At 69.1% G+C, this 24,396-nt stretch carries 23 protein-coding genes; 12 read left to right on the top strand and 11 right to left on the bottom strand.

All coding sequences use genetic code 11. From position 1 onward, the window contains the following. Window positions 1-59 precede the first annotated feature (59 nt). From A5780_RS29980 to A5780_RS29955, 6 genes are all read left to right on the top strand, one after another. Window positions 60-980: an SDR family NAD(P)-dependent oxidoreductase gene (locus tag A5780_RS29980; RefSeq protein WP_063013970.1), complete on the top strand. Its 921-nt coding sequence runs from the start codon at window positions 60-62 to the stop codon at window positions 978-980. Window positions 981-1,029: 49 nt separating this feature from the next. Next, window positions 1,030-2,043 carry a TIGR03617 family F420-dependent LLM class oxidoreductase gene (locus A5780_RS29975; RefSeq protein WP_064910530.1) on the top strand — a complete coding sequence of 338 codons (1,014 nt, stop codon included), beginning with the start codon at window positions 1,030-1,032 and terminating at the stop codon, window positions 2,041-2,043. A 121-nt stretch (window positions 2,044-2,164) separates the two neighbouring features. Next, complete coding sequence (locus A5780_RS29970) at window positions 2,165-3,817, top strand: MFS transporter (RefSeq protein ID WP_063013966.1); 1,653 nt, start codon at window positions 2,165-2,167, stop codon at window positions 3,815-3,817. Window positions 3,818-3,869: 52 nt separating this feature from the next. After that, window positions 3,870-4,691 (top strand): mycofactocin-coupled SDR family oxidoreductase, encoded by an 822-nt coding sequence (locus A5780_RS29965; protein WP_063013964.1) that lies wholly within the window; start codon window positions 3,870-3,872, stop codon window positions 4,689-4,691. A gap of 19 nt (window positions 4,692-4,710) precedes the next feature. Further along, complete coding sequence (locus A5780_RS29960) at window positions 4,711-5,151, top strand: hypothetical protein (RefSeq protein WP_030514557.1); 441 nt, start codon at window positions 4,711-4,713, stop codon at window positions 5,149-5,151. 15 nt (window positions 5,152-5,166) lie between these two features. Continuing rightward, entirely contained in the window at window positions 5,167-6,438 is a 1,272-nt protein-coding gene (locus A5780_RS29955) for a cytochrome P450 (protein WP_064910528.1), read from the top strand. 11 nt (window positions 6,439-6,449) lie between these two features. On the opposite strand, the gene A5780_RS29950 is transcribed toward A5780_RS29955, so the two are convergent. Beyond that, entirely contained in the window at window positions 6,450-7,019 is a 570-nt protein-coding gene (locus A5780_RS29950) for a TetR/AcrR family transcriptional regulator (protein WP_063013962.1), read from the bottom strand. Window positions 7,020-7,308: 289 nt separating this feature from the next. Between A5780_RS29950 and A5780_RS29945 the strand changes: the two genes are divergently transcribed. Further along, window positions 7,309-8,907 (top strand): GMC oxidoreductase, encoded by a 1,599-nt coding sequence (locus A5780_RS29945; RefSeq protein ID WP_064910526.1) that lies wholly within the window; start codon window positions 7,309-7,311, stop codon window positions 8,905-8,907. Here A5780_RS29945 and A5780_RS29940 read toward each other — a convergent pair. Then, window positions 8,900-9,553, bottom strand: a complete 654-nt coding sequence (locus A5780_RS29940; protein WP_064910524.1) for a TetR/AcrR family transcriptional regulator — start codon at window positions 9,551-9,553, stop codon at window positions 8,900-8,902. The two genes, A5780_RS29945 and A5780_RS29940, sit on opposite strands and share 8 nt — an antisense overlap. Window positions 9,554-9,753: 200 nt before the next feature. Between A5780_RS29940 and A5780_RS29935 the strand changes: the two genes are divergently transcribed. Then, complete coding sequence (locus tag A5780_RS29935) at window positions 9,754-10,473, top strand: TetR/AcrR family transcriptional regulator C-terminal domain-containing protein (protein ID WP_064910522.1); 720 nt, start codon at window positions 9,754-9,756, stop codon at window positions 10,471-10,473. Between the two features lie 17 nt (window positions 10,474-10,490). Here A5780_RS29935 and A5780_RS29930 read toward each other — a convergent pair whose 3' ends face one another. From A5780_RS29930 to A5780_RS29900, 7 genes are all read right to left on the bottom strand, one after another. Then, entirely contained in the window at window positions 10,491-11,264 is a 774-nt protein-coding gene (locus A5780_RS29930) for a MerR family transcriptional regulator (RefSeq protein WP_308248141.1), read from the bottom strand. Window positions 11,265-11,348: 84 nt separating this feature from the next. Further along, a complete protein-coding gene (locus A5780_RS29925; RefSeq protein ID WP_064910520.1) occupies window positions 11,349-12,869 on the bottom strand; it encodes an NAD(P)/FAD-dependent oxidoreductase in 1,521 nt (506 codons plus the stop codon). Next, window positions 12,869-13,789, bottom strand: a complete 921-nt coding sequence (locus tag A5780_RS29920; protein ID WP_063013947.1) for a hypothetical protein — start codon at window positions 13,787-13,789, stop codon at window positions 12,869-12,871. Before A5780_RS29920 ends, A5780_RS29925 begins: the two co-directional genes overlap by 1 nt. Window position 13,790: 1 nt before the next feature. Then, a complete protein-coding gene (locus tag A5780_RS29915) occupies window positions 13,791-14,693 on the bottom strand; it encodes an SDR family oxidoreductase (RefSeq protein WP_063014009.1) in 903 nt (300 codons plus the stop codon). Between the two features lie 20 nt (window positions 14,694-14,713). Further along, on the bottom strand, window positions 14,714-15,733 hold the full coding sequence (locus tag A5780_RS29910; protein WP_064910517.1) for an alpha/beta hydrolase: 1,020 nt from the start codon (window positions 15,731-15,733) through the stop codon (window positions 14,714-14,716). 18 nt (window positions 15,734-15,751) lie between these two features. Then, entirely contained in the window at window positions 15,752-15,979 is a 228-nt protein-coding gene (locus tag A5780_RS29905; RefSeq protein ID WP_064904776.1) for a hypothetical protein, read from the bottom strand. 30 nt (window positions 15,980-16,009) lie between these two features. Further along, window positions 16,010-17,938 (bottom strand): BTAD domain-containing putative transcriptional regulator, encoded by a 1,929-nt coding sequence (locus tag A5780_RS29900; RefSeq protein WP_063910764.1) that lies wholly within the window; start codon window positions 17,936-17,938, stop codon window positions 16,010-16,012. A gap of 69 nt (window positions 17,939-18,007) precedes the next feature. On the opposite strand from A5780_RS29900, the gene A5780_RS29895 reads away from it, so the two are divergent. The 3 genes from A5780_RS29895 (at window position 18,008) to A5780_RS29885 (ending at window position 21,323) form a co-directional block, all read left to right on the top strand. Then, a complete protein-coding gene (locus tag A5780_RS29895; protein WP_064910515.1) occupies window positions 18,008-18,889 on the top strand; it encodes an alpha/beta fold hydrolase in 882 nt (293 codons plus the stop codon). Between the two features lie 227 nt (window positions 18,890-19,116). Beyond that, the gene (locus A5780_RS29890; RefSeq protein WP_064910513.1) at window positions 19,117-20,547 is read left to right on the top strand and encodes a DUF1003 domain-containing protein; all 1,431 of its coding nucleotides are present in this window, start codon (window positions 19,117-19,119) and stop codon (window positions 20,545-20,547) included. A gap of 11 nt (window positions 20,548-20,558) precedes the next feature. Further along, window positions 20,559-21,323 (top strand): SDR family oxidoreductase, encoded by a 765-nt coding sequence (locus tag A5780_RS29885; protein ID WP_030514570.1) that lies wholly within the window; start codon window positions 20,559-20,561, stop codon window positions 21,321-21,323. 21 nt (window positions 21,324-21,344) lie between these two features. Here the strand turns inward: A5780_RS29885 and A5780_RS29880 are convergent, their stop codons facing one another. Next, a complete protein-coding gene (locus A5780_RS29880) occupies window positions 21,345-22,205 on the bottom strand; it encodes a hypothetical protein (protein ID WP_155525618.1) in 861 nt (286 codons plus the stop codon). Between the two features lie 147 nt (window positions 22,206-22,352). Between A5780_RS29880 and A5780_RS29875 the strand changes: the two genes are divergently transcribed. Then, window positions 22,353-23,453, top strand: coding sequence for a lycopene cyclase family protein (locus A5780_RS29875; RefSeq protein ID WP_064904780.1), 1,101 nt, complete (start codon window positions 22,353-22,355; stop codon window positions 23,451-23,453). On the opposite strand, the gene A5780_RS29870 is transcribed toward A5780_RS29875, so the two are convergent. Then, window positions 23,444-24,184: a PP2C family serine/threonine-protein phosphatase gene (locus tag A5780_RS29870; RefSeq protein WP_063013931.1), complete on the bottom strand. Its 741-nt coding sequence runs from the start codon at window positions 24,182-24,184 to the stop codon at window positions 23,444-23,446. The genes A5780_RS29875 and A5780_RS29870 overlap by 10 nt on opposite strands. Window positions 24,185-24,396 lie beyond the last annotated feature (212 nt).

Genomic DNA, 24,396 nt, shown 5'->3' with positions numbered 1-24,396 from the left:
ACGGCGGACCGCCGATCCGCTGCCGGGCGCACAAGCCGCGCGCGAGCTACCGTCGTGGCATGCACACCCTCGTGATGACCGGCGCGACACGTGGAATCGGCCGGATCGCCGCCCGGGAGATCCTGCGCCTCGCACCCGATACCCGCCTGCTGGTGCTGGCGCGCGGCGCGTCCGGCCCACAGGTGTGCGCGGAATTGTCCGGTGCGGGATACGCGGCCTCGCATGTGGAGGCCGACCTCGCGTCGCTGGCCGGGATCCGTTCGGCGGCGCGGCGAATCCACGACATGCTCGATCGCGGCGAGGTGCCGCCGCTGGCCGGATTCGTCGGCAATGCCGGCATCCAGTACACCGACGCGACCATCGCGACCGAGGACGGACTCGAGGCCACCTTCGCCGTCAACGTCGTGGCCAACCACCTGCTGCTGCGCCTGCTCGGCGACCGCTTCGTCGTGCCGTCGCGGATCGTGATCACCGTCAGCGACACCCATTTCGGCGATCTGCGGCACAACTTGGGCATGGTGCCCGGCCCGGTGTGGCACTCCCCCGATGTGCTGGCCCACCCCGGCGCCTTCGCCGATCCGTCGAGTACGGCAGCGGGCCGCACCGCGTACTCGACGAGCAAACTCGCCATGATCTATCTGGTGCACGAGTACGCACGCCGACTTCCTGCCGGAGTCGAGATCCTTTCCTACAACCCGGGTTTCGTCCCCGGCACGGAATTGACCCGCAACGCCGGCCGCCTGGAGCGCTTCGCCGCCCGCCGCCTCGCCCGCGCGCTCACCTGGACCCCGCTGGCGAGCACGCCGAAGACCGCCGGCCGGCGCCTCGCCGCGGTGGTCACCGGATCCGTCCCGGCCGAGTCCGGCAGTTACATCGATCGCCACCGGGTCACGGAGTCCTCACCCGAGTCCTACGATCCGGCTCGCGAACGCGAGGTGTGGGAGTGCGCCGAACGTCTCACCGCTGCGCATCCGGACTGAGCCGCGTCCCCTTCCGCTAGCGTGATGCCACCGAACGGAAGGATCGCCGGTGAAAGTGCATCTGCAGGTGGAGGGTTCGCCACTGCGCGCCCGCGAGAGCGCCCGGGCGATCGCCGCGCTCGGCGCCGACGGCATCTTCTCCTTCGAGGGCCCGCACGACGTCTTCGTGCCGCTGGTTCTCGCCGCCACGGAGACCGATCTGCGGCTGATGACCAATGTCGCCATCGCCGGCCCGCGCAGTCCGCTGCACCTGGCGCACACCGCCTACGATCTGCAGGCGCTCAGCGGCGGGCGGTTCCGGCTGGGCCTGGGGTCGCAGATCCGGGTGCACATCGAGAAGCGCTACGGCAGCCGGTGGGAACGCCCGGCCCGGCGAACGGGTGAATCGGTGGCGGCGGTGAAGGCCATCCTCGCGGCGTGGGAAGGTCACGCGCCCTTGGATTTCCGGGGCGAGTTCTTCACCCACACGCTGATGCCGCCGACGTTCGATCCCGGCCCCAATCCGTTCGGCCCGCCGCCGGTGCTGATGGGCGCGCTGGGACCGGTGATGACCCGCACCGCCGCCGAGGCGGCCGACGGGCTGCTGGTCATGCCGTTCAACAGTGCCACTCATTTCACCCGGCGCACGGTACCGGCGCTGCGGCGCGGGCTGGCCGAATCCGGGCGCACGCTCGACGACTTCGAGGTGGTCGCCCAGGCCATGGTCGCGCTCGGCCGCACCGCGCCCGAACTGGCCGCCGCCGTCGACGCGGTCGCGCGGCTCATCGCCTTCTACGCGTCCACTCCGGCCTACCGCCCGGTCCTCGACGCCGAGGGCTGGGGTGAGCTGCAACCCGAACTCAACGCCCTGTCCAAACAGGGCCGCTACGCCGAGATGCGGGCACTGATCACCGAGCCCATGGTCCGGACCCTCGCGCTGGTCGGCTCTCCCGCCGACTGTGCGGCCCAGGCTCACGCCCGCTTCGGCGAGTACGCCCGCGACATCTGCTGTTACTTCCCGGGTTACGACCCCGCGACCGACGACGTGGCCGAATTCGTGGGCCGGTTGCAGTCCGCGGGATAACGGTCAGAAATCTACTTCTCATTTAGTGGAAACTAGATTCTCACATGTCTATTATGTGATTCACCGCACTCAGGCCGCAGCGAGCCGACGCACGGGTGGCGGTGAAGGAGAAGAACTACCCATGGCAACCGCGACCACCAGCGTCGAAAGCCCCGATGACAACGACACCGGACGCCTGGAAAACGCCTCCACGCTCCGTGTCGTCCTCATCATCGTGGCGATCGTCGCGAGCACCGAGATCGTCCCGTTCCATTTCACGTTCATCAGTCTCAGCGCCCGCTTCATCGGTGAATCCTTCCCGGAGCAGAACGCCGGCCAGCTCACCTGGCTGACCACGCTGTACTCACTGATCGGCGGCGTAGCGGTACCGGTCTTCGGCAAATTGTCCGATCTGGTCGGCAAGAAGAAGATCATCCTGTTCTGCCTGTTGCTGTCGATCATCGGCTGCCTCATCGACGCCCTGACCTCGAACTGGGTGCTGATGCTGCTCGGCCGCGGACTGCAGGGACTGGCCTTCCCGGCGATCTTCGTGTCCTACGGTCTGATCCGCGATCTCGCGCCGCGCCGCCACCTGAACATGGCGATCGCGCTCGCGGGCGGCGGCACCGGCGTGGGCGCGATCCTGGGCCCGCTGATCGGCGGCATCCTCACCGACCACTACAGCTGGCGTTCACTGTTCTGGTTCTGCGTGATCTGGACCGTGGTGACGATCCTGCCGCTGGCACTGTTCGTGCCCGAGACCAAGCTGCGCGCCAAGGTCAAGATCGACCTGCTCGGCGCGGTGCTGCTCGGCGCCGGCATCGCCGGTGTGCTCATCTATCTCAGCAACGGCGCCACCTGGGGCTGGGGCGAGCTGTCGGCGCTGGCCTGGCTCTTCGGCGGCGTGGTCCTGCTGGTGGCCTTCTACGTCTGGGAGCTGATCACCCCGGAACCGATCATGGATCCGAAGTTGTTGCGCGCCCCGCGGTTCGCCGGCATCCTCGCCGCGGCGTTCTTGTCCGTGGGTGTCATGCAGGGCCTGTCGTATGCGATGGGCTATCTCGCGGAGACACCCGGCGGAGCCGACGGTGAGGCGATCAAGAAGCAGATCGTCGACGGCGCGGCCGCCGAGGCCGCCAAGCAGGCCTCCGAACAGATGCATATCAACGTTCCCACATCGGCTGTCACGCAATACTTCTCGGTGGAGGGCACGCTTCCCGGTTTCGGTCTGACGCTGTTGCAGTTCACCGTGCAGGCCATGCTGGGCCTGGCGCTGGTGTACGTGCTCGTCGCCCCGCTGTGCGGCTGGATGTCGACCCGGATCGGATTGCTCAAGCCCTATCTCGCCTCGACCATCGCGTTCGTGATCGGATGTCTGCTGTTCGCCCGCTTCCACGACAGCGTGTGGCAGATGGCGCTGATCGCGCTGATCATCGGTGTCGGTGCGGGAGCATATCTGGGCACCCTGCCCAATATGGTGGTGGAGGCGGTGCCACAGGAACAGCAGGGCATCAGCGCCGGAATGTACGGAGCCTTCAACAGTTTCGGCACTGCGGCCGCCACCGCCGCCGTCGCGGCGGTCATGTCGGCCAACCCGCTGATTCTGCACATCAACGCCCCCGGACACGTCGAGGAACGTAAACTGAACACCGGTCCGCTGGCGCAGCTTCCGGACGGTGCCGCCTATACGAACATCTTCTACGTGTTCGCCGCCGCGTCCGCCGTGGCCTTCGTCCTGGCACTGGTGTTGCTGCGCTACTACAACCGGCCGAGTACCGGAGGTACCGCCCACTGAATCGACACCCGTTCTCGCCGCAGCCATTCCGCATCGGGCCACAGGAGGGCACGTGACCGGCAGACTCACCGACCGGGTCGCATTCATCACCGGGGCCGCCCGTGGGCAGGGCCGCGCGCACGCGGTGCGGATGGCGCGCGAGGGCGCCGACATCATCGCCGTCGACATCGCGGGACCGCTACCGCCCTGCGTCCCTTACGATTCCGCGACCGGCGCGGATCTGGCCGAGACGGTCCGCCTCGTGGAGGCGACCGGCCGGCGGATCCGTGCCGCGGCGGTCGACACCCGCGACCTCGACGGTATGCGCAAGGCCGTCGACGAGGGGGTGAGTGAATTCGGCCGGCTCGACGTGGTGGTGGCCAACGCCGGGATCGCGGTCCCGGAACCGTGGGATGCGATCACCCCGCAGTCCTTCCGCGACGTCATCGACATCAATGTGACGGGCACGTGGAATACCGTGGCCGTCGCGGCGCCGCACATCGTCGAGGGTGGGCGCGGCGGGTCGATCGTGTTGATCAGTTCGGCGGCGGGGATCAAGATGCAGCCGTTCATGGTGCACTACACCGCCGGCAAACACGCGGTCACCGGGATGGCCCGCGCGCTGGCGGCCGAACTCGGCCCGCACGCCATCCGCGTGAACAGCGTGCATCCGGGGCCGGTGAATTCGGCGATGGGCACCGGCGAGATGGTGACCCGGCTGGGCGCCGCCATGGAAACCAATCCGCAACTGGCCCACATGATGACGCCCTTTCTGCCGACATGGGTACTCGAACCCGAGGACGTCGCCGATACCGTCTGCTGGCTGGCCTCCGACGAATCCCGGTATCTCACCGCGGCGGCGATCCCGGTGGACCAGGGCAGCACGCAGTACTGAAGTGGTTGGGAGAGAACAGATGAGCGACTTCGACAGCACCGTACCGACCCCGCGGCTCGCCGCGGCGCTGTGCACCGCGGCGCACCTGCTCGGCGACGAGGTGCGCGCCGTCCTGCTGCACAGCCCGCGCCCGGTCTTCCTGTTCTATCTGGCCCAGACGTTCGACCAGTTGGCGGACGATCTGTCCTCGGGCCGCCCGCCCGGTCCGGCGACCCCGGCCCAGCAGCTGTGCCTGCATCTGATGCTGGCCCACGCCGAAGCGCAGGTGCCGGCCCACGATCTGGCCCGGGCCCGGCATCGGCTGTTGCGCCACGACACCGGCGACATCCTGGCCGAGGTGCGCGCGGTCGCCGGAAAGTCCGGTGGCAGCTACGATTTCATCGCGCTGGGCGACGTCCTGGCCGCCGGCGGGATGGGTGCCTTCTTCGCACCGTTCGAATCGTCCGACCTGGCCGCCTGACAACCGGCGTCCCCGATGTCCGCCGATCGACCGGGCGCGTCCCGGCGCAGCTTCCACGAGCTCGATATCTCCGATTCCACGTTCTGGCGCAACAACTTCCGCACCCGTGACCGGACCTTCGCGACGTTGCGATCGGAACCGGGCCTGAGCTGGCATCCGCCCGTCCAGTCGATCTTCCCGCACGAGGAGCGCGGCTACTGGGCCGTCACCCGCCATGCCGATATCCAGCAGATCAGCCGCCATCCGGAGATCTTCTGTTCCCGGATGGGCATCAGCATGGATCCGATGCCGGCCGAGATGCAACGCGCCATCTCGTTCTTCCTGACGATGGATCCACCCGAACACACGCGATACCGCAAACTGATCAGCTCGGCGTTCACCCCGAAACAGGTGCGCCGCATCGAATCTCAGATCCGCGCCAACGCGGCCGTCGTGGTCGACGAACTCCTCGCCGACCTGCGGGCCGACGGCACCGTCGACTTCGCCGCAACCTACGCCAAGAGGCTGCCGATGCGCACCATCTCCGACATGATCGGACTGGACCCGGCAGACCGGGAACCGGTGGCCTTCGCCGTCGAAAGCCTGTTCAGCACGACCGACGAGGAATACGCGAGCCTGGCCGAACGCGCCCCGCACCTGATGAGGCAGCTGGCGGTGCTCACCGGGGCGGGCATCGATCTCGCGCGGCGCCGGCGCGAGCGGCCGCGGGAGGATCTGATGTCCGGGATCGTCGCCGCCGAGGTCGACGGGCACCGCCTCAGCGACGAGGAGATCGGCGCGTTCACGGTGCTGCTCGGCTCTGCCGGGAACGACACCACCAAACAGGCGAGTTCGCATGCCCTCGCCGCGCTGGCCGCACATCCCACGCAGCGGGCCTGGTTACTGGCGGATTTCGATGAGCGCATCGACGGCGCGATCGAGGAATTCGTGCGCTGGGCGACGCCGGTGATGCATTTCGCGCGCCACGCGACCGTCGATACCGAGGTTGCCGGGACACCGGTCGCGGCAGGTGAGAAGCTGGTGTTGTTCTACTGTTCCGCCAATCGCGATGCCGCCGTTTTCGACCACCCGCACGCATTCGACCTCTCCCGCTCCCCCAATCCGCATGTGGGGTTCGGCGGTCCCGGCCCGCACTTCTGCCTGGGCAGGCAACTCGCGAAAATGGAACTGCGGCATCTGTTCCGGGAACTGCTGACCCGGCTGCCGGATTTCGACGTCGGCGAACCGGACTACGTGCACAGCGATTTCGTGCACGGCATCAAGCGCCTGCCGCTCAGCCTGCGCTGACCAGACGCACCTCAGTCGCCGGATTCGCGGCTGAGCCCGCGCATCAGCAGGCGCCAAGCGTGCCGCGCGGTGGCCCGGCGCGCCGGAAGTTCGGTTTTGATCAGCACGGCCGCCAGCATGGCCAGAGCCGTCACGACGTCTTCGGCGGTGAGTTCCGGTCGTAGCGAACCGCGCGAATCGGCATCGGCCAATTTGGCGCCGATCAGGTCGACGAGCCGGCGCGACACCTCGAACAGCCGGGGATCGTCGAAGCCGGTGGGGTCGATGGTGGCGATGAAGCCGGCCGAGACCGCGATCTGGTCGACGATGAAATCCAGCAGATCCACCGCCGTGGTCCCCGGCCGATCGGCCACCTCCTCGATCTCGACGATGTTGTCGTCGAACACCGCCAGGATCATCGATTCGCGGGTCGGGAAATGCCGGTACAGCACGCCCGGGCCCACTCCCGCTGCGCGGGCGATCGAGTTCATCGGAGCGTCGAAACCGTTCTCGGCGAACACCTCCCGCGCCGCGCGAACCAATGCCCGTCGGTTCGCCGCAGCTGCCTTCGGCCCTCGATTGGCCCGGGGTGACGCGGTCATCTGTCCGACGTTACCGCACGCGTGCCGCGACCCGGCATCGCGGACCGACGCCGACGCCGGAGCCCGGTGTCGTTCGGCGCGTACGGATTTCGCGATCGCGGAGTCTCGCGACCTCAACTGAAACAAGTTGCAGTTGACGAGACCGGCCGGGTCGTACAGACTGCGCTAGCAACCGGAGACAATTGTCCGGTTGGATTCGGTCGCACCGGTCCGGCACGCACCCCGCTTTCGCGTCCGGAGCGAACCTCGCGACCGATATTACGTACCTGTAGGTCTTGATGGAGAGTGCATGCCCCCGATGAAGCGACGCTCCTTTCTGCTCGGCGCCACCACCGCCGGTCTGACTCTGGCCACCGCGGCCACCGCGAGCGCCCAGCCCTGGATGACCACCGGGAGACGGCGCACGTCCGTCCCACTGACCAGGGAAGATCATCGCGTCGTCATCATCGGTTCCGGATTCGGCGGCGGCGTCAGCGCGCTGCGGCTGGCCGAGGCCGGCGTCGACGTCCTGGTCCTCGAACGCGGGATGCGCTGGCGCACCGGCCCCGATGCCGACACCTTCCCGCATCCGTCGCGCCCGGACAAGCGCATGCTCTGGTACCGGTCCGCGCCGCAGGTGCTGGGCGTGCCGGTGGCGGTCGAGCCGTACACCGGCCTGCTGGAGGCCGTCGTCGGGGAGAACATGACCGCGGTCTGCGCCGCGGGCGTCGGCGGCGGCTCCCTGGTGTACCAGGGCATGACTTTGCAGCCCACCGAGGCGACCTTCGCCGCGGTCTTCCCCGCCGAACTCGACTACGCGCTGATGGCGCGTGAGCACTATCCGCGGGTGGCGCGGATGCTGGGCGCCGATGTCGCGCCCGACGAATTGATCGACAGCCCCACCTATCTGCCCTCCCGGGCGTTCGCGCGCAACGTCGGCGCAGCCGGCTACGAGCTGTCGAAGATCCCCATGCCGATCGATTGGAGCTTCGCGCTGCGCGAGGTGCGCGGCGAGATGAAACCGTCCTACATCAACGGCGACTGCGCGCTCGGGGTGAACAACGGCGGCAAACACTCCGTCGATGTCACCTATCTGGCGCGCGCCGAGGCCACGGGCCGCGCCACCGTGCGAACCCAGCACGAGGTCACCGATGTGGCGAGAACGCCCGGCGGCCGCTGGCAGATCAGCGTCGACCGGATCGATACCACCGGACGGGTCGTCGAACAACTCGTCCTCACTGCGCAGGCGCTGATCATGGCCGCGGGCAGTATCAACACCACCAAGCTGCTGCTGCGGGCCGCCGCGAAGGGACAGATCCCGGATCTGCCCGACGGCCTCGGGGGCCAGTGGGGCAACAACGGCGACCGGATCTTCACCTGGACCAGCGCGACCGACGATTTCGGCACCGCCCAGGGCGGGCCGGTGGTCTACGGCAGCAAGGAGTGGGACGACCCGGCCGTCGCCAACACCGTGATCCAGGCGTCGATTCCGCCGACCGGCGTCGACGCGCATTCGACCATGCTGGTCGGATTCGGAATCACCGACGGCCGTGGACATCTCGCCTACGACGCGGCCACCGACGACGCGAAACTGTACTGGCCCGCCGATGCCGACGCCGCACTGCAGCAGCGCATCGCCGCTCGAGTCCATGCCATCGCCGGACCCGGCAGTACGGTGCTCGACACCAATGCCGCGGCCCCGAGCACCTGGCATCCGCTGGGCGGCGCGCCGATGGGCACAGTGTGCGATCTGGAGGGCCGGGTCCACGGCACGCGCGGTCTCTACGTCCTCGACGGCGCATTGATTCCCGGCAGTACCGCGGCCTGCAATCCGTCGATGACCATCGCCGCGGTCGCCGAACGCGCCCTCGACCGGATCGTCGCCACCGATATCGGCACCGTCATCTGAGGCGCGGCACGCGCGCCTCGCCGCTGCGCCGCGCGGCCTCGGCTTCGATCCAGTCGCCGATCATGTGCGCCGTCATATCGATGGCCTCGCGGCGTTGCCGCTCGTCGAATTCGATGGCCGAGGCCCGCAGCACCGCGGAGAAGCCGGTATTGATGATGACGAAGGTCATCACGTCGTATTCGTGATCGTCCCCGGGGCCGAGTACCTGGATCAGCAGCACCTTGATCAGCAGCCGCAGCCGCGGCTCGAACTCCGGGATGCCGCTGCTGTAGAACTGCACCCCGGCGACGAGTGCCCGGACCAGGAGCGCATTGGCCACCAGTTCCTCGGCGATCGAGTTCAGCAGGCGGGCGGTCAGCTCGTGCATGGTGGCGTCCGAGCGGTCGAAAATGCTGTCGGTGGCGCGCTTTTCGATGTTCTCGAGCAGCCGCGCGAGCAGTTCCTCGACGATGACGGTGCGGTCGGAGAAGTAGCGGTACACCGTGCCGATACTCATCCCCGCCTCGGCGGCGATCCGGTTGGTCGAGGTGTTGGCGATCCCACGCTCACCGAACAGCCGGGCGGCGGTGTCGAGGATCTGCTCCCGGGTCGCCTTGGCGCGCTCCTGGGTGGGCCAGCGACGCTGCCCGGCGGCCTTCGACGCCATCACACACTCCTACCTGGTCTTCGCCCGAGGACCGATCGTCGATCCTAGCCCGGCGGACGGTCCCGCCGAGACCCGGGAAAGTTCCCAAATTATTTTCTCCGGCCGGGAAAAAGCGGCTACGCTCGATATCGCGGCGCGATCGCCCAGCGTTGTGCGACGCGTCGTGCCGACCGTCGCTTCCCGAGGAACAGCGAGACCCCATGGCAGAGACCGATGATGCCGTGGCCGCCCCCGCCCGTGCTCGCGGACGCCCGCCCCGGCTGAACCGTCATCTCATCCTCGCCGCCGCGCGCGATCTGGAGCCGGAGAATCTGACCATGCAGGCGGTGGCCGACACCCTGGGCGTGCATCGCAAATCGCTCAACTATCACGTCAGCGACCGCCAGGGCCTGCTCGAACTGGTCGCGTTCGACGCGTTCGACACCGGTTTCCGCCGGGTCGACCTGCCCGAGCGAGCGGACTGGCGTGAGCTGCTGCGATCGTTCGGCTACGCGGTGGTCGATGCTCTGGTGCAGGTGGGGGCGCTCATCGCCTACGTCCGGTTCGACGGGAAGGCGGGGCTGTCGGCACTGCAACTGGTCGAACGGATCATGGCCGCGTTGGTCGGCGCCGGACTCGATGCGAACGAAGCCGGGCGTACGCTGAAACTTGTTGCCGCGATGGCCTATTCGGCCGCACGCGAGGCGCTCGACGCCACCGGCGGGCCGGCCGATCCGCAAGCGGCCGCGGTGCGGCGCACGCTGGGAAGCGAGTCCGGATTCCCGCTCCTGCGCGCCGTCGCGACCGCGCGCGAGAGCGACGGCCGCGCCGGTGAGCAGTTCGAATTCGTTCTCGCGCTGATCATCGAGGGACTGGAACGGCGGCTGGAGCTTCGGCACGGCGCCGCTGCGGTGGCGCCGACGGGTGGTCCCGGCCGGTGACTTCACGCCGCCGTGGCTCAGTGTTCCTTGGCGCGCCGGTCCACGGCCTCGGCGAGATAGTCGCCCAGCTCCTCGCGCAGCACACGATCCAGCGACCGTGCCAGGGTGTTGTTCACCGCGGTGACGGCGAGACCGCGTAAATGGTTGAGCATCTTCGCGGTTTCGGCGATTTCGTCGTCGGTGTCGGGCAGCCAGCCGGGGCCGTGGGCATCGACGATCTGTTGCTTGGCGACCGACATCATGTCGTGGGCGATCTCGTCGAGGCGGCCGCTGACGGCTGCCTGCAGATCGGCCAGCCGACCCAGCCGGAACCCGTAGCCGTGCAGTTCGGCGAAATTCTCCAGCAGCTGCGGATCGGTGAATTCGATTGTCTCCGTGCCGATCCGGGCCAGCCCGAGTTCGGCGAGACGTTCCAGGATCTCCGGATCGGCCGCCTCCTCGCCGAGGAAGGTGTCGATCAATTCGCGTGGTACCCGCAGCGTCTCGTCCTGCTGCCCCCACGCGGCGGTGACCGCGTGCTGCAGCCCCAGGATCTCGGTGAGGTCCTTACCCGTTTCCCAGCCGGTGATGAAATCGGCGATATGGGCGGTGGTGAACCCCCGCTGCAACAGCACGTCGATGATCTTCAGCCGCTCCAGGTGGGAGTCGTCGTAGATCAGCGCGCGCCCGATCCGGCGCACCGGCGGCGGCAGCAGGCCGCGTTCCTGGTAGGCGCGCACATTGCGGCTGGTTGTGCCTGCGGCGCGGGCGAGTTCATCGATGCGGTACTCCGCCATCCCGTTCTCGCCCACCCTTTCCTCGTGCCGGACGCCGACCCGCGTCGCACCCGCCTCCGGCCCGTGTGAGCAGCTCGGGCGCGACGCATCGTGTCGACATTAGCCCAACGAGGTCACCGCCCGATCGGCGACAGGCGCGCGGGCGCCGCCCCGCCCGGGGATCAGCACATAGTCGTGCGGATCGAGGGTGGCGAGCTGACCGGTGAACTGGCTGCCGAAGCCCGGGAACATGGTCGCGTTGAAGCCGTCCTCGGTCAGATACCAGCTGCGGCACCCGGAATTCCAGGTGGTCGCCCGCAGCCGGCGCTGCAGCCGATAGTTGTAGCGGTCCTGGCGGTCGCGGCGCACCTCGAGCGAATGCAGATTCCGCTCGAGCAGCATGCCGATCGCCGCGGCGAGATAGTCGATCTGCGCCTCCATATACACCAGCGCCGAATTGTGCCCGGGGCCGGAATTGGGCCCGAAGGTGAAGAACAGGTTCGGGTAACCCGCGACGGTCACACTCTTGTACGCGTATGCGCCCCTGCGCCATTCGTCGTCCAGGACCCGCCCGCCGCGGCCGGTGATCGGGATCGGCGCGCCCGCCTTCGACACCTCGAAACCGGTGGCGAACACGATGCAGTCGAACCGGTGCTCGATCCCCTCGGCGGTGCGGATGCCCGCCGGCGACATCCTCGCGATCGGCCAGGTGACCAGGGTGCAGTTGTCGCGCTGCAGCGCCGGGTAGTAGTCGCTGCTCATCAGCAGCCGCTTGCATCCGGCCCGGAAATCGGGAGTCAGTTGCCGCCGCAACCACGGATCGCGGACCTGACTGTGCAGATGGGCCAGTGCCACCGATTCCACGATCCTGGTCAGCGGGGTATTCCACACCACGCCCAGCGCCACCGATTCGTGCCCCCAGAACCAGGCCTGCCGGGCGAGCTGCTGGGTGAGTGGCAGGTGCCGGTACAGCTGCCGGGTCAGGCCGGTGGTGTGCCGGTTGATCCGCGGCAGAACCCAGCCGGGCGTGCGCTGGAAGACCTTCACCGACCCGGCCCGCTCGACCAGTTCCGGGACGATCTGCACCGCGCTGGCGCCGGTGCCGACCACGGCCACCTTCTTACCGGTGAAGTCGTAGTCGTGATCCCAGCGGGCGGAGTGGATCATATGGCCCTCGTAGCTGTCGCGACCCGGGATGTCCGGCAGGCTCGCATTGGCCAGCGGCCCGGACGCGAGCACCACCGAACGGGCCCGCACCGGTGTGCGACCGACGTCGAAGGCGATCTCCCATTCTCCCGCCGCCTCGTCGTATGACAATCCGGATACGTTGTGCCCGAAGCGAATCGATGCGCCGAGCGCGAACTTCTCGACCATCGCATCGATGTAGCCGAGGATTTCCGCACTACCGGAATAGGTCTGCGACCACTCCGGATTCGGCGCGAAACTGTAGGAGTACAGCCGCGACGGAATATCGCAGGCCGCCCCCGGATAGGTGTTGTCGCGCCAGGTACCGCCGACCCGCCGGTCCCGTTCGAAGATCGCGATATTCGTGATTCCGCGCTGCCGCAACCGGATCGCCGCCCCGATCCCGGCGAATCCGGCTCCGACGATCGCGACGTCCAGCACGGTGTTCCCGCTCATCACGCGACCGGCTCGTAGGTCAGTTCCTTCGACCAGGTCGGCTGCGCGGGCAGCACCCGGTCGGGGATGCGGGCGGTCACCTTCACCAGTGTGTCGGCCAGCAGGTGGTAGGGGTGGTCGCGGTTGATCACCCAGTCGCTGTGCATCTTGACGATCCGGTACATCGGCACCCGGTTCACCACGGGTGTACGCTCCCCGACTGCCTTGAACCGGCGCATCGCGGTATACAGCTTGTCCTCGTCGACGCCCATCGCGACGATGTTGTCGCGCATCTTGTTCAGCAGCGGCACATAGCTGAGCACGCCGATCATCAGCGACGGCTTCACCCAGCCTCCGACCAGATCGATCGCGAGCTTGCGGGCGGTGGAGTGCCCGAGCAGTTCCATCACCGCGTAATCGGTGGCCAGATGCCGGGATTCGTCGGAGTTGATCTTGCGGAACACCTCCTGGGCGATCGGATCGGCGATCTCGTCGGTGACGAATTTGATCAGCGCGCCGTCGAGTGCCACCTCCAGCATCGGAATCACCGTGCCCAGAAACGACAGCGACATGCCGTCGGCGTATCTGTCGAGGAAGTCGATGACCAGCTTGACGTTGATATTCGGTTCGGGGATCTCGTCGCCGTCGAGCATCCCCCAGCGGCGCATCAGGGCCAGTTCGGCATTGGCGTGGCGCTGTTCCTCGGCGTGGAAGTACCGGTAGATCTCCCGCAGTGTCTGCGTCGGGGCCTTCTTCGCCATCGCCGCGAATCCGCGCGCGCCGACGTTCTCGATCCACATCAGATCCGCCATGAACGGCGTCAGTTTCGCGTGCAGTTCGGGATCGATCAGTTCCGCGCCCGGTGCGTCCCACTCGATATCGGCCAGCGCCCACTGCCGGGACTTGATCTTGGCCAGCATATCGTCGAAGTCGAAGGACATGTCAGACTCCTGTCTTCTCGCTGTCGGCCGATGCCGGGGCCGAATCCGCTTGCGGCAGATATCGGTTCAGCACGCCGAGGGCCCGGGTGTAGGTGGCCGGGAATTGTCGTTTGAGATGCCAGACGACCACCGCGTCCAGCTGCGGCAGCACATGCAGGCGGCCGCGCTCGTGGGCATCGAGGGTGATGCGCGCGACGTGGTCGGGCGAGAAGCCGGTCCAGCGCATCAGTTCGGTGGCCAGGCGGGCCGATCCGGCGGTGATGCGCCCGTCGCGGGCGACGTTGGTGCGCACGAAGGTCGGGCACAGTACCGTCACGGTGACGCCGGTGCCCGACAGTTCGGCGGCGAGGGTTTCCGACAGCGACACCACGCCCGCCTTGGAGACGTTGTACGGGGCCATCGCGGGTGCGGCGGCGAATCCGGCCGCCGAGGCCACATTGATGATGCCGCCGTGGCCGGCCCGGCGCAGCCGCGGTACGAACAGTTCGCATCCGTGCACCACACCCCACAGGTTGATGCCCAGCGCCCACTGCCAGTCCTCGAATCCGATGTTGCCCACCGGCTTTCCGCCGATACCGACACCGGCGTTGTTGATCACCAGGGTCGGCGGGCCGTGGAAGATCGCGTCGCTGTGCTGCGCCAGCGATTCCATCTCCGCGCGCTGGGCCACGTCACAGCGATACGCGTGCGCGCGGCGGCCGTGGATCCGGTCGATGAGCGCGACCGTCTCCTCCGCCCGGCCGAGGTCGATATCGGCACAGATCACCTCTCCCCCGCGCCGGGCCAGCTCGAGGGCGAAGGCGCGCCCGATCCCGCTGCCGGCTCCGGTGACGACGGCCTTCGCGTCGTAGGTGCTACGGTCGCCGCCGATCACCGACCGCAGCGCCGCATTCGCCCCCGCCATCGCATCCACGATCCACATCACTATCCCGCCTCTCGGGCACTCGATACCGGTTGCGCCGCACGGGATCGCGCGAGAACCCCGGTGATGAAGGCGGCCGCGCGGCGCAATGCCGCCGCGGCCTCCGGTACGGCCAGCGGCAGCGCCTGGAAGACGTGGATCTGGCCCGGCCACACCTCCAGTTCGCACGGCACGCCGGCGGCATGGGCGAGGTCGCGGAGGTGGTGCGCGTCGTCGGCGAGCATCTCCGCGCCGCTCACCTGAACGAACAACGGGGGCAACGCGATTCCCGCGGGGATGCGCAGCCGCAGCCGCGGCGAATCCTCGGGTTCGTCGCCGGTGTACAACCGCACCGCGTTGCGACCGGTGCGCGCGGAGGCCATGGCCTCGGCGGCCCGGAGTTCGCAGCCGCGGGCCAGTTCGAAGGACAGATCGATCAGCGGTGAGAACAGCACCGCGCCGGCCGGCTGCGCCACTCCGGTGCGGGCATTGTCGAGCAGCAGGTCCACGCACAGATGCCCGCCGGCCGAGTCACCGCCGATCACGAGGTCCCCGGCCCGGTAGCCGTGGGCCAGCAGCCAGCGGTAGCCCTCGGCCACATCGTCGGCCGCGGCCGGGAAGGGGTGCTCGGGCGCGAGCCGGTACTCGACGACGAAGACCGGGAGTCCGGTGGCGCGGGACAGTCGCGACGCCAGACCGCGATGGGTGCGCGCCGAGCAGATGACATAGCCGCTGCCGTGCACGTAGTACAGGGCGCGATCGCCGTGACCGACTCCGGCCGCGCACACCCACTCCCCGCGCAGCGAACCCGAACGCACCTGTGTCACACGGGTTCCCGGCAGCACCGGCCCGCAGATCGCCATGATCGACGCGACCAGCCCACGGGCCGCGGCGATGCCGAGCGGATTCGCCGGTAGCAGGCAGTTGATCGGCCGTACCCCGTACCGTCCCGCGGTCAGCGCCAGCCGCGAACGCAGCGACGGTGACGACGGAACCGGTGCGGTGGCCGACGGTGAGGTCTCCGTCGACCTTCTCGTCTCCATATACCGAGCATCAGCTACCTATGTGCCATTTGTCAATGGCAGATAGCAATGTCGGTCACGCCCGGGCTGGGCCACCTCCGTGACCAGGGCGCCGAGCATGTCCCGCACGAGTTCGGCATGTTCGCGTAGATCCGGAGAGGCCTCGTTCGCGGCGAGTTCGACGATGGTGTTCAGTTCACCGAAGGCCACCACCAGGCGGCGCAACGCGGCGCGCTGCTGGGCGGCCGAGAGGCCGTTGATACTCACATCCGAGGGATCGCCACGCCGAATGTTTCGTTACGGCGCCGAACGATCGAGCAGTGCGCCGGCCGGACCGAGGCTCAGCATGCCGGTGCCCGCTCCGAGCAGTTCGCCGCGCGCCGGGGACAGGGCGCGATGCACCTGACGCGCGGTACTCCGGTCCGCACATCGGTCGGCGGCGATTCCCAGTAGCGCCCAACGCAATTCGGCCAAGTGGTCCGGCGGCGGCGCCGGCGCCGCGCGCAGCAGCTCGTGGGCGCGCTCGGGTTCGAGCAGCGCGGCGGCGTAGGGAGTGTTCGGCCCGAAGTCGGCCGCGGCGAACTCGGCCGGGTCCCGGCCTGCCCGCAGCGCGAGGCACAGGCCGGTCAGCGGCGCGAGACCCGCTGCGACACCGGGCATGCCGCAGCCCGGCAGGGTGGCGAGCGCGCGTTCGTAGGCGTCTGCCACTTCCGGTTCCGGCCGATCGGTCAGGACGGTGCGCAGCGCGCGGTACCAGGTGGTGAACACCCCGACGAGGTCGCGCTCGTAGCGCACCGCCAGCCGGTCGGCCGCGGCGGCATGCTCGTCGGCGACGGCCACCTCGCCCAGCGCGCACGCGGCCTGCATCGCAACGAGATGACCCAGGATCAGGTAGGTCGACAGGTCGTGCCGGCGCGACACCGTGATCAGCTCCTGAGCGAGCCGCGCACGCATCGGCCACCGGCCCGGCGTGTGGAAGGACTGCAGGAATCGGGCGTCGAGAGCGAGCACGAGCACGGCCGGATCCCTTAGGTCGCGGGCGATACGTTCGGCCGCTCGCGCGGCGTCGGCGCCGGACGTGCCACGGCGGCCGCGGGTTTCGATCGCGAACAGCGCGAGCAGCCGGGCGCGCAGCGCGGGCGCGGCGTCGTCGTCGTCCAAGCGTTCGAGGGTGGTGCGGGCGGCCTCGGCCACGCGCGCCGACCGGGCCGGATCGTCGAGCACCGACCAGACCCCCGGTACCTCCATGCGGGTCAGCGCGGTGGCCGTGAGTTCGGGATCGTCACTCGCGAACAGGTCGTCGATCGCGTGCGCCCGGCGATCCTGGGCGGTCATCAGACCGGTCGCGTCGGTCAGGGCCAGGCCGCGCAGCAGATCGGCGGAGGAGATGATGCGGCTGCGCGGACCGGTGGCGCGGTAGGCGGCGACAGTGTCACGCCACAATCGGTGCTCACCGAATTCCGGTTCTCCGGTGAGGATTTCGCGTTCGAGGGCGATCAGTTCGGCGCTGGGATCCAATCCGGCTTCCGTGCCCAGCCGGGTTCGGGCCCGCCGCAGCGCCGCCAACGCGTCGGCCCGCCGCCCGGCCTGCCACAGTCCTCGCGCCTGCAGCAGCCAGGCCCGCTCCCGCACGGGATGCTCGTGCAGATAGGTTTCGAGTTCGGCGACGGCCTGTTCCGGCCGTCCCTGGCGGATTCGCGCCTCCGCGAGCATTTCCACTGCCGCAGAACGTAATTCATCGAGCTTCGCGATGTCTCCGGCCGCCCACCGGTAGTCGCCGTAGGCGTCTCCGCGCCAGAGCGCCAGCGCCGTCTCCAGCGTCTCGATCCGCTGCGGCCCAGCCTGATTCGCGGCCGCGCGGACCAGATCGTCGAAATACCAGGCGTCGACGTGATCGCGAGGCAGCGCCACGCGGTATCCGGCGCCCTCGGTGACGATCACGCGGGAAGGGGTGCGCGGCGCGCGGCCGGGTTCCAGGGCACGGCGCAGGGCGGCGACGAAGGTGCGCACGGCGGCGACCGCGCCCGGCGGCGGGTCCTCCCACAGGTCTGCCACCAAGGCCGGCACCGGCACCACCCGACCGCCGGCGGCGATCAGGCGGGCCAGCACCTCGGCATGCCGGGGGCCGTGCAGCGGCAGCGGCGTCCCGTCGGCGGCGGCGACCCGCACCGGGCCCAGGACACCGGCCGTCGGTGCCGCGTCGGAGCCGGTGAGCTGCGCACTCATCGGTTGCTCATTGCCGCCGCCGAGCATGGACATCGCACCGAACAAGCCTAGAGAAGGGATCGTCACCGCATGTCCGCACCCACCGTCCCCGGTTTCGACTACGACCGCGTTCCGGTCGCCGAGGATGTCGCGTTGTCCATCGCGCACGCCGGCTCCGGTACTCCGATCGTGCTGTTGCACGGCTTCCCGCAGACGCATCTGATGTGGCGTCACGTCGCACCGGCGCTGGCCCGCGACCACACCGTGCTGTGCCCGGACCTGCGCGGCTACGGCGACAGCGATAAACCGATCGCCGCCGATTCCGGCACTTATGCCAAACGCACGATGGCCTCCGATGTGATCGCGCTGGCCGACCACTTCGGATTCGATCGGTTCGCGCTGGCCGGACACGACCGCGGCGCCCTGGTGGCGATTCGCGCCGGACTCGACCGTCCCGATCGGATCTCCCATCTCGCGGTGCTGGATGTGCTGCCGACATCGGATATGTGGGAGGTCCTGCACGGCCACACCGCCGCGGTCGCCTTCCACCTCTATCTGATGGCCCAGCCGCCCGGGCTGCCCGAGCGCATGATCCGCGCGAGCGCCGACGACTTCTTCGGCCATTTCCTCGACGCCTGGTGCCTGCGCCCCGACGCGATTCCCGACGACGTCCGCCGGGAGTACCTACGCGCGTGCGCTGGCGCGGTGGATTCGATCGTCGCCGACTACCGCGCCTCGGCCACAGTCGATCTCGACCACGACCGGGCCGACCGCGCCGCCGGACACCGACTCACCATGCCGGTCACCGTGATTCAGCAGGATTGGGGCGCCGAACTCGGCTACGACGCGGCCGCGGTATGGCGCGAATGGGCCACCGACCTCGACCACCGCACCCTCGCGCTGGGACATTTCATGGCCGAGGAGGCGCCGGACGAGGTGGTCGATGTGATCACCGATCTCCTGCGGCGCTGAGCGACACGCCGGGCATATCCCGGCCGAGGAAGGCCGGCAGTTGCCGACGACGGAACCGCCGGCCTTTCTCGGCGCGGGCGAGCTGCCGTCGCCGAGAACTGAAACCCCTGCACCACAGCGGGTTTCACCGCCACCTGACCTGTTCCCCCGCGTAGCGATGCGCACGTGCCATAGAGGGCACGTACAGTGCGCGGTATCGGACGAGCGCAGGCGAGGGGGCCGTAGAGGTGAGCAGCGACAGCCGGGCCGACGAGATACGCAGCGGCGGTGAACCGAACGCGCACAGCGGCGCGACCGCGATTGCGCCCACCGACGCCGATGTCGATACCGCTCTGGATTTCGAGACGCACACCGGTGCGGTGACGATGGCCGACGAACGCATCGGCGTCAACGACGCGGTCGCGGCCATCCTCACCCGCTGGATCGGATCGATGCCCGCGCTGTATCTGGTGCTCATCGGGTTCAGCGCCTGGATGGCGCTGGCGACCTGGGGGCCGCTGCGCCCGGTGGACCCGTATCCGTTCCCGTTCCTGCTGTTCGTCGACAATGTCGCACAGCTGATCCTGTGCCTGGTGATCCTGGTGGGCCAGCGGGTGCTCAGCGCCGCCGCCGACCGCCGGTCGGTGCAGACCTACGAGAACACCGAGGCGATCTTCGCCCAGGTCGCGGATCTGCAGGCACATCTGGACCACCACGACCGCGCGCTCAGCCGGGGCCTGAGCCTGCTCGAGTCGACACCGCATCCGTGGATCGAACGGCATCGGGTGCAGCCGCCGCCGCAGGCCGCCGACCAGGCGGTCAGCACCAACGACCGGATCGCGGTGTGGCTGACCGAGCGACTGGGCAGCGTGTGGGGCTTCTATCTCGCGCTCGGCTCGCAGATTCTGTGGGTTGTGCTGGCGCAGGCGGGAATTCAGCGGGTGGACCCGTACCCGTTCGCCTTCATGGCGTTTCTGTCCACGCTCGCGCAACTGGTGTTCATGATCGTGATCATGGTGGGCCAGGACGTGCTCGGGCGCACCGGTGACCGCCGTTCCGAGCAGACTTTCCTCGACGCGCAGGCGGTCCTGCACGAATGCCGGCGGATGAAGGCCCGGCTCACCGCACAGGACCGTGTCATCGACAGTCTCACCGGATACGTCACCGACCGGGTCAGCGAACAACTCGGGCGGGCGCTGCACGAAACCAGCGAACGGGTCGACCACCAGGCCCGCGCCCACACCGTCATGACCACCGGTGAGGCGCCGGCCGACGCCGCCGCCCTGCGCCACTGGAACGAACTCAGCGACCAGGACCGCCGCACCTACCGGCTGCAGGCCCGCGGTATCGGCGAAGATCTGGCCGCGATCGGCTGCTTCATGGTGCCCGCCTTCGATCCGGCCTTCGCGGTCACCTTCGACGACGACGAGATCGGGCTGCTCGCGCGGCTGGACTACGAACGCCGGATCGCGGATCGGCGCGCTCTGCTCGGCGGAGCCGCCCATCCCGATCCCGACGACGCCGAACCGCTGCCGTGGCCGGAGCTGCCCCGGTCCGCGCGGATCCGCTACCTGCAGGCGGCCCGGCGCATCCCGGTCATGGTCTCGGGTGCCGGCTTCCAGGTGTTGCGCAGCACCCCGCCCCGGGTCCGCGACGCCGCCCGCGCCCACCTGACGTAAGGTCGCGATCCATGAGCGAGGATCTGTTGGGTAAGGGTGCGCTGGTCAGCGGCGCGAGCCGCGGTATCGGGTACGCGGTGGCGGCGGAGCTGCTGCGGCGTGGGGCGAACGTGCTGATCACCGCCCGCAAACCGGAACCGCTGGCCGAGGCGGCCGACCGGCTGCGCGCGCTCGGCCATCCGGGAAAAGTCGTTGCGCTGGCGGGCAATTCGGGTGACGAGGCGGCGCGCGCCGAGCAGGTGGACACCGCCGTCGCCGAATTCGGATCCCTGGACATCCTGATCAACAACACCGGCATCAACCCCGTCTACGGGTCGTTGATGGAGGCCGATCTCGGCGCGGTGCGCAAGATCTTCGACGTCAATGTGGTCGCGGCGCTGGGCTATGTGCAGCAGGCCTATCGGGCCTGGATGGGCGAGCACGGCGGCGCGGTGGTGAACCTCGCGAGTGTGGCCGGCATCCGCTCGACGGGTGTGATCGCCGCCTACGGCGCGTCCAAGGCGGCCCTCATCCGGCTCACCGAGGAACTGGCCTGGCAGCTGGGTCCGTCGATCCGGGTGAACGCCGTCGCGCCGGGCGTGGTCAAGACGAAATTCGCCGATGCCCTCGTCACCGACAACGAGGAGGCGGTGGCCGCGACCTATCCGCTGCGGCGCCTGGGCACGCCCGAGGATGTGGCCGCGCTGGTCGGATTCCTCGTCTCCGATCAGGCGGCATGGATCACCGGCGAGGTGGTGCGGGTCGACGGCGGCCTGCTCGCGACCGGCGGCATCTGAACCGGGCGACCGCACACCCCGTCAGCGGAAGGCGAGGGCGCCGAGGATGTCGTCGTGCCGGTACTTCAGGTACTTCTTCACGGTGCCCTCGTCCACCGAGCTGGTCGCGGTGGCGAAGGTGACGACGAGGAACTGCTTCTCGGCGTCGTCCTTCCACTTGCCGGTCGTGAAGTTCGAGATGTAGGTGCCGGGCCGCAGTTTCAGGTCGTCGTCGGTATACGCGCCGGGTGCGGCCGCGGCGGTGTCACTGCTCGACATCCCCATGATGAACTGGGTCAGCATCAGCGAACCGCCCTCGGCCTTGTACACCATCTCCGCGGCGTACCGGCAGCCCAGCGACGTGAGCTTGCCCCCGACCTCGATATCGGCGCAGCTGGGATGGTCGCGGCCCTCGACCCAGTCGGCGTGCAGTTCCACATCGCCGGCCTTGAAGTTCCAGTCGTGCCCGTATTCCTGATAGCTCAGGTGGCCGGACGTGTCGGGACTCGCACTGGTGGTAGGGGCCGCGGTGGTCGTCCGGGCGTCGGTGGTGGCGGGGACGAGCGCGGGCGTGCTGGTTCCGCCGGCCCGGTCGTCGCCGCCGGAGTCGCGAGTCGCGACCACCACGATGCCGCCGGCGATCACCAGCAGCGCGATCACGCCGAAGACGATGCCGACGACGAGCCCGTTGTTGTTCTTCGGCGGTGGCGGAGTCGGATAGCCGCCGGGAGCGGGCTGCCCCCAATGAGGCGCGGGCATCTGCTGATCCCACGCCGGCGTCTCCCACCCGCTCGGTGCCGCGTCCCAGCCCGAGCCGGGCTGGTTCGGGTCGCGCCCCCACCCCGAGTCGTGGGGTTGTTGCGGGCCGTAGCCGTACGGCCCGGATCCGGGGGGATACGTCATCTGCTGCCACCTTCCGCGTCCCGGGGCAGCGCCCTCCGCGGTTGTGGTCCCCCCGGGCATCGTGGGTCGACCCTACCGGACCCGACACACCCGCTGTGATGCGACGGCCGGTCACACCGCGTCCGTCCGATCTGCTGCAATGGCGGCATGAGTGCCGATCTCATCGTCTGCGGGCTCGGCCCGTCCGGGCGGGCGCTGGCGCATCGCGCGGCCGTCCGCGGACTCGCCGTGACCGCGATCGATCCGCATCCGTGGCGCCGGTGGCCCGCGACCTACGGCACGTGGGCCGACGAATTGCCGGACTGGCTACCGGCCCGGGTCGTGGCCGCGACGATCGAGCGGCCGCTCGCCCGGGGTATCCGCGAGGTCGAAATCGCCCGTACCTATCAGGTTTTCGATACCGCGGCGCTGCAGGACGCGCTGGACCTCTCCGGCGTGCGCGTGATCGCCGACCGGGTCCTGGACATCGAGCGGCCCGACCGCGTGCGGCTGGCCTCGGGCCGGACACCGACCGCGCAGCGCGTGGTCGACGCCCGCGGCCTGGCCCGCGACGTGCGACGAGCCGAGCAGACCGCCTACGGCGTTGTGCTGCACCGTGATCGCGAACCGGCCGTCTTCATGGACTGGTCCCGGGACAACGGCACCGAGGCCGATGAACCGGCGTCGTTCCTGTACACGATCCCGCTGGGCGGCGGCCGGATGCTGTTCGAGGAGACCTGCCTGGCCGGACGGCCGGCGATCGGCCAAGGCGAGCTGCGGCGCCGTCTGGAACACCGATTGCGCTGCCGAGGAATCGAATTCGGCGCGGACGCACCGATCGAACGGGTGCGCTTCCCGGTCGAGGGCGGCCGGGCCCGCGACGGCGTCTTCGGGGCGGCGGGTGGACTGCTGCATCCTGCGACCGGATACAGCGTCGGCGCCGCACTCGCCGCCGCCGACACCGTGGCCGCCGGGCAGAGCCTGTGGCCGGTCCCGGCACGCCTGGTGTACGCCCTGCGCCGGGCCGGCCTGCGGGCGCTGCTCGCGCTGCCGCCCGAGGAACTCCCGGTCTTCTTCGACGCCTTCTTCGCCTTGCCCCCGGACCTGCAACGCGCCTACCTGTCCGGGCGCACCGATCTGCGCGGCACCGCCGCCGCCATGACCGCGCTGTTCCGGGAACTTCCGTGGCCGCTGCGCCGGATCCTGGCCGCGGCCGCCGCGCCGGGTGCCGGTCGCGGCCGCGCGGGCGGGCCCGCTGTTCAGCCGTGATCGAAGACCAGCGCGGTGGTGTTGTCGGTGGCACCCGCCGTGATCGCCGCCTCGACCAGGGCGTCCGCGGCGGTCGACGCGGAATCGGCGTCGGCGAGGATCTGCTTGATCTCGGTCATCGGCAAGGTCTTGTGCACCCCGTCCGTGCTCAGCAGCCAGCGCCCGGCGCCGGTGCCGGTGATGCCGTGGCCCACCGCCTCCGGCTGCACGGTCCGCGCCGAGGTCGTCACCATATGGTGCATCCGGGGCGCGACGGTGATGCCGCGCGCGTTCATCATCTCGGCAACGGTGTGATCGCTGGTGATCTGATGCAGCACCCGCCCGTTCCAGTGATAGGCCCGGCAGTCGCCGACCCAGGCGATATCACAGGGGCCGTCGATACGGTCCGGTGTCGGGCACACGGCCACGACCACCACGCTGTCGGCGGAGGGCTCGGGGAATTCGCGCAGCAATTGTTGTCGGGCGGCAAGGATTCCGGCGGCCGCACTGCCACCGACAGCCACCCGCGCCGCGACCTGCGCCACGGTGCGCGCCGCCCGCGCGGCCAGCAGATGATCGCCGATGCCGTCGGCGACGGCGAAGGCGCTGCGCCCGACCGCGGAGTCGATATAACCCGACACCGCGTCGGCATTCAGCGACCGGCCGCCACGCCGGCTGACCGAATGCGCTGTGATTCCCGTGAGCCGCATCAACTCACGCCGTGTGATTGCCGTCGTCACCGCTGTGTGCACGGCCGACCTCCTCGACTGCCCCTGCCGACTGCGGTTCCGCTCGTTCGCGCCGACGATCGCCTGGACCGCGACCGGCTCCGAAACTGCCCTGAACAGAACTCGCCTGCTCAGACTATGTCAGCTGGGACCGTGCTCAACCTGTGAAAAGGGGCACGAGTTCATTACAGGCCGCCGTCCAGCGCGCATTCTGGGCGTCCATCGGCCACGTTCGG

This window comes from Nocardia sp. 852002-20019_SCH5090214, from assembly GCF_001665865.1.
Taxonomy (GTDB): Bacteria; Actinomycetota; Actinomycetes; order Mycobacteriales; family Mycobacteriaceae; genus Nocardia; species Nocardia nova.
This window is presented reverse-complemented; position numbering and strand designations above follow the sequence as displayed.

Excerpts from the sequence above, each read along its gene's own strand:
- A5780_RS29980 (WP_063013970.1), top strand. The coding sequence starts at position 60 with ATGCACACCCTCGTGATGACCGGCGCGACACGTGGAATCGGCCGGATC.
- A5780_RS29970 (WP_063013966.1), top strand. The coding sequence starts at position 2,165 with ATGGCAACCGCGACCACCAGCGTCGAAAGCCCCGATGACAACGACACC.
- A5780_RS29960 (WP_030514557.1), top strand. The coding sequence starts at position 4,711 with ATGAGCGACTTCGACAGCACCGTACCGACCCCGCGGCTCGCCGCGGCG.
- A5780_RS29955 (WP_064910528.1), top strand. The coding sequence starts at position 5,167 with ATGTCCGCCGATCGACCGGGCGCGTCCCGGCGCAGCTTCCACGAGCTC.
- A5780_RS29950 (WP_063013962.1), bottom strand. The coding sequence starts at position 7,019 with ATGACCGCGTCACCCCGGGCCAATCGAGGGCCGAAGGCAGCTGCGGCG.
- A5780_RS29945 (WP_064910526.1), top strand. The coding sequence starts at position 7,309 with ATGCCCCCGATGAAGCGACGCTCCTTTCTGCTCGGCGCCACCACCGCC.
- A5780_RS29940 (WP_064910524.1), bottom strand. The coding sequence starts at position 9,553 with ATGGCGTCGAAGGCCGCCGGGCAGCGTCGCTGGCCCACCCAGGAGCGC.
- A5780_RS29935 (WP_064910522.1), top strand. The coding sequence starts at position 9,754 with ATGGCAGAGACCGATGATGCCGTGGCCGCCCCCGCCCGTGCTCGCGGA.
- A5780_RS29925 (WP_064910520.1), bottom strand. The coding sequence starts at position 12,869 with ATGAGCGGGAACACCGTGCTGGACGTCGCGATCGTCGGAGCCGGATTC.
- A5780_RS29920 (WP_063013947.1), bottom strand. The coding sequence starts at position 13,789 with ATGTCCTTCGACTTCGACGATATGCTGGCCAAGATCAAGTCCCGGCAG.
- A5780_RS29915 (WP_063014009.1), bottom strand. The coding sequence starts at position 14,693 with ATGGCGGGGGCGAATGCGGCGCTGCGGTCGGTGATCGGCGGCGACCGT.
- A5780_RS29910 (WP_064910517.1), bottom strand. The coding sequence starts at position 15,733 with ATGGAGACGAGAAGGTCGACGGAGACCTCACCGTCGGCCACCGCACCG.
- A5780_RS29900 (WP_063910764.1), bottom strand. The coding sequence starts at position 17,938 with ATGAGTGCGCAGCTCACCGGCTCCGACGCGGCACCGACGGCCGGTGTC.
- A5780_RS29895 (WP_064910515.1), top strand. The coding sequence starts at position 18,008 with ATGTCCGCACCCACCGTCCCCGGTTTCGACTACGACCGCGTTCCGGTC.
- A5780_RS29885 (WP_030514570.1), top strand. The coding sequence starts at position 20,559 with ATGAGCGAGGATCTGTTGGGTAAGGGTGCGCTGGTCAGCGGCGCGAGC.
- A5780_RS29880 (WP_155525618.1), bottom strand. The coding sequence starts at position 22,205 with ATGACGTATCCCCCCGGATCCGGGCCGTACGGCTACGGCCCGCAACAA.
- A5780_RS29875 (WP_064904780.1), top strand. The coding sequence starts at position 22,353 with ATGAGTGCCGATCTCATCGTCTGCGGGCTCGGCCCGTCCGGGCGGGCG.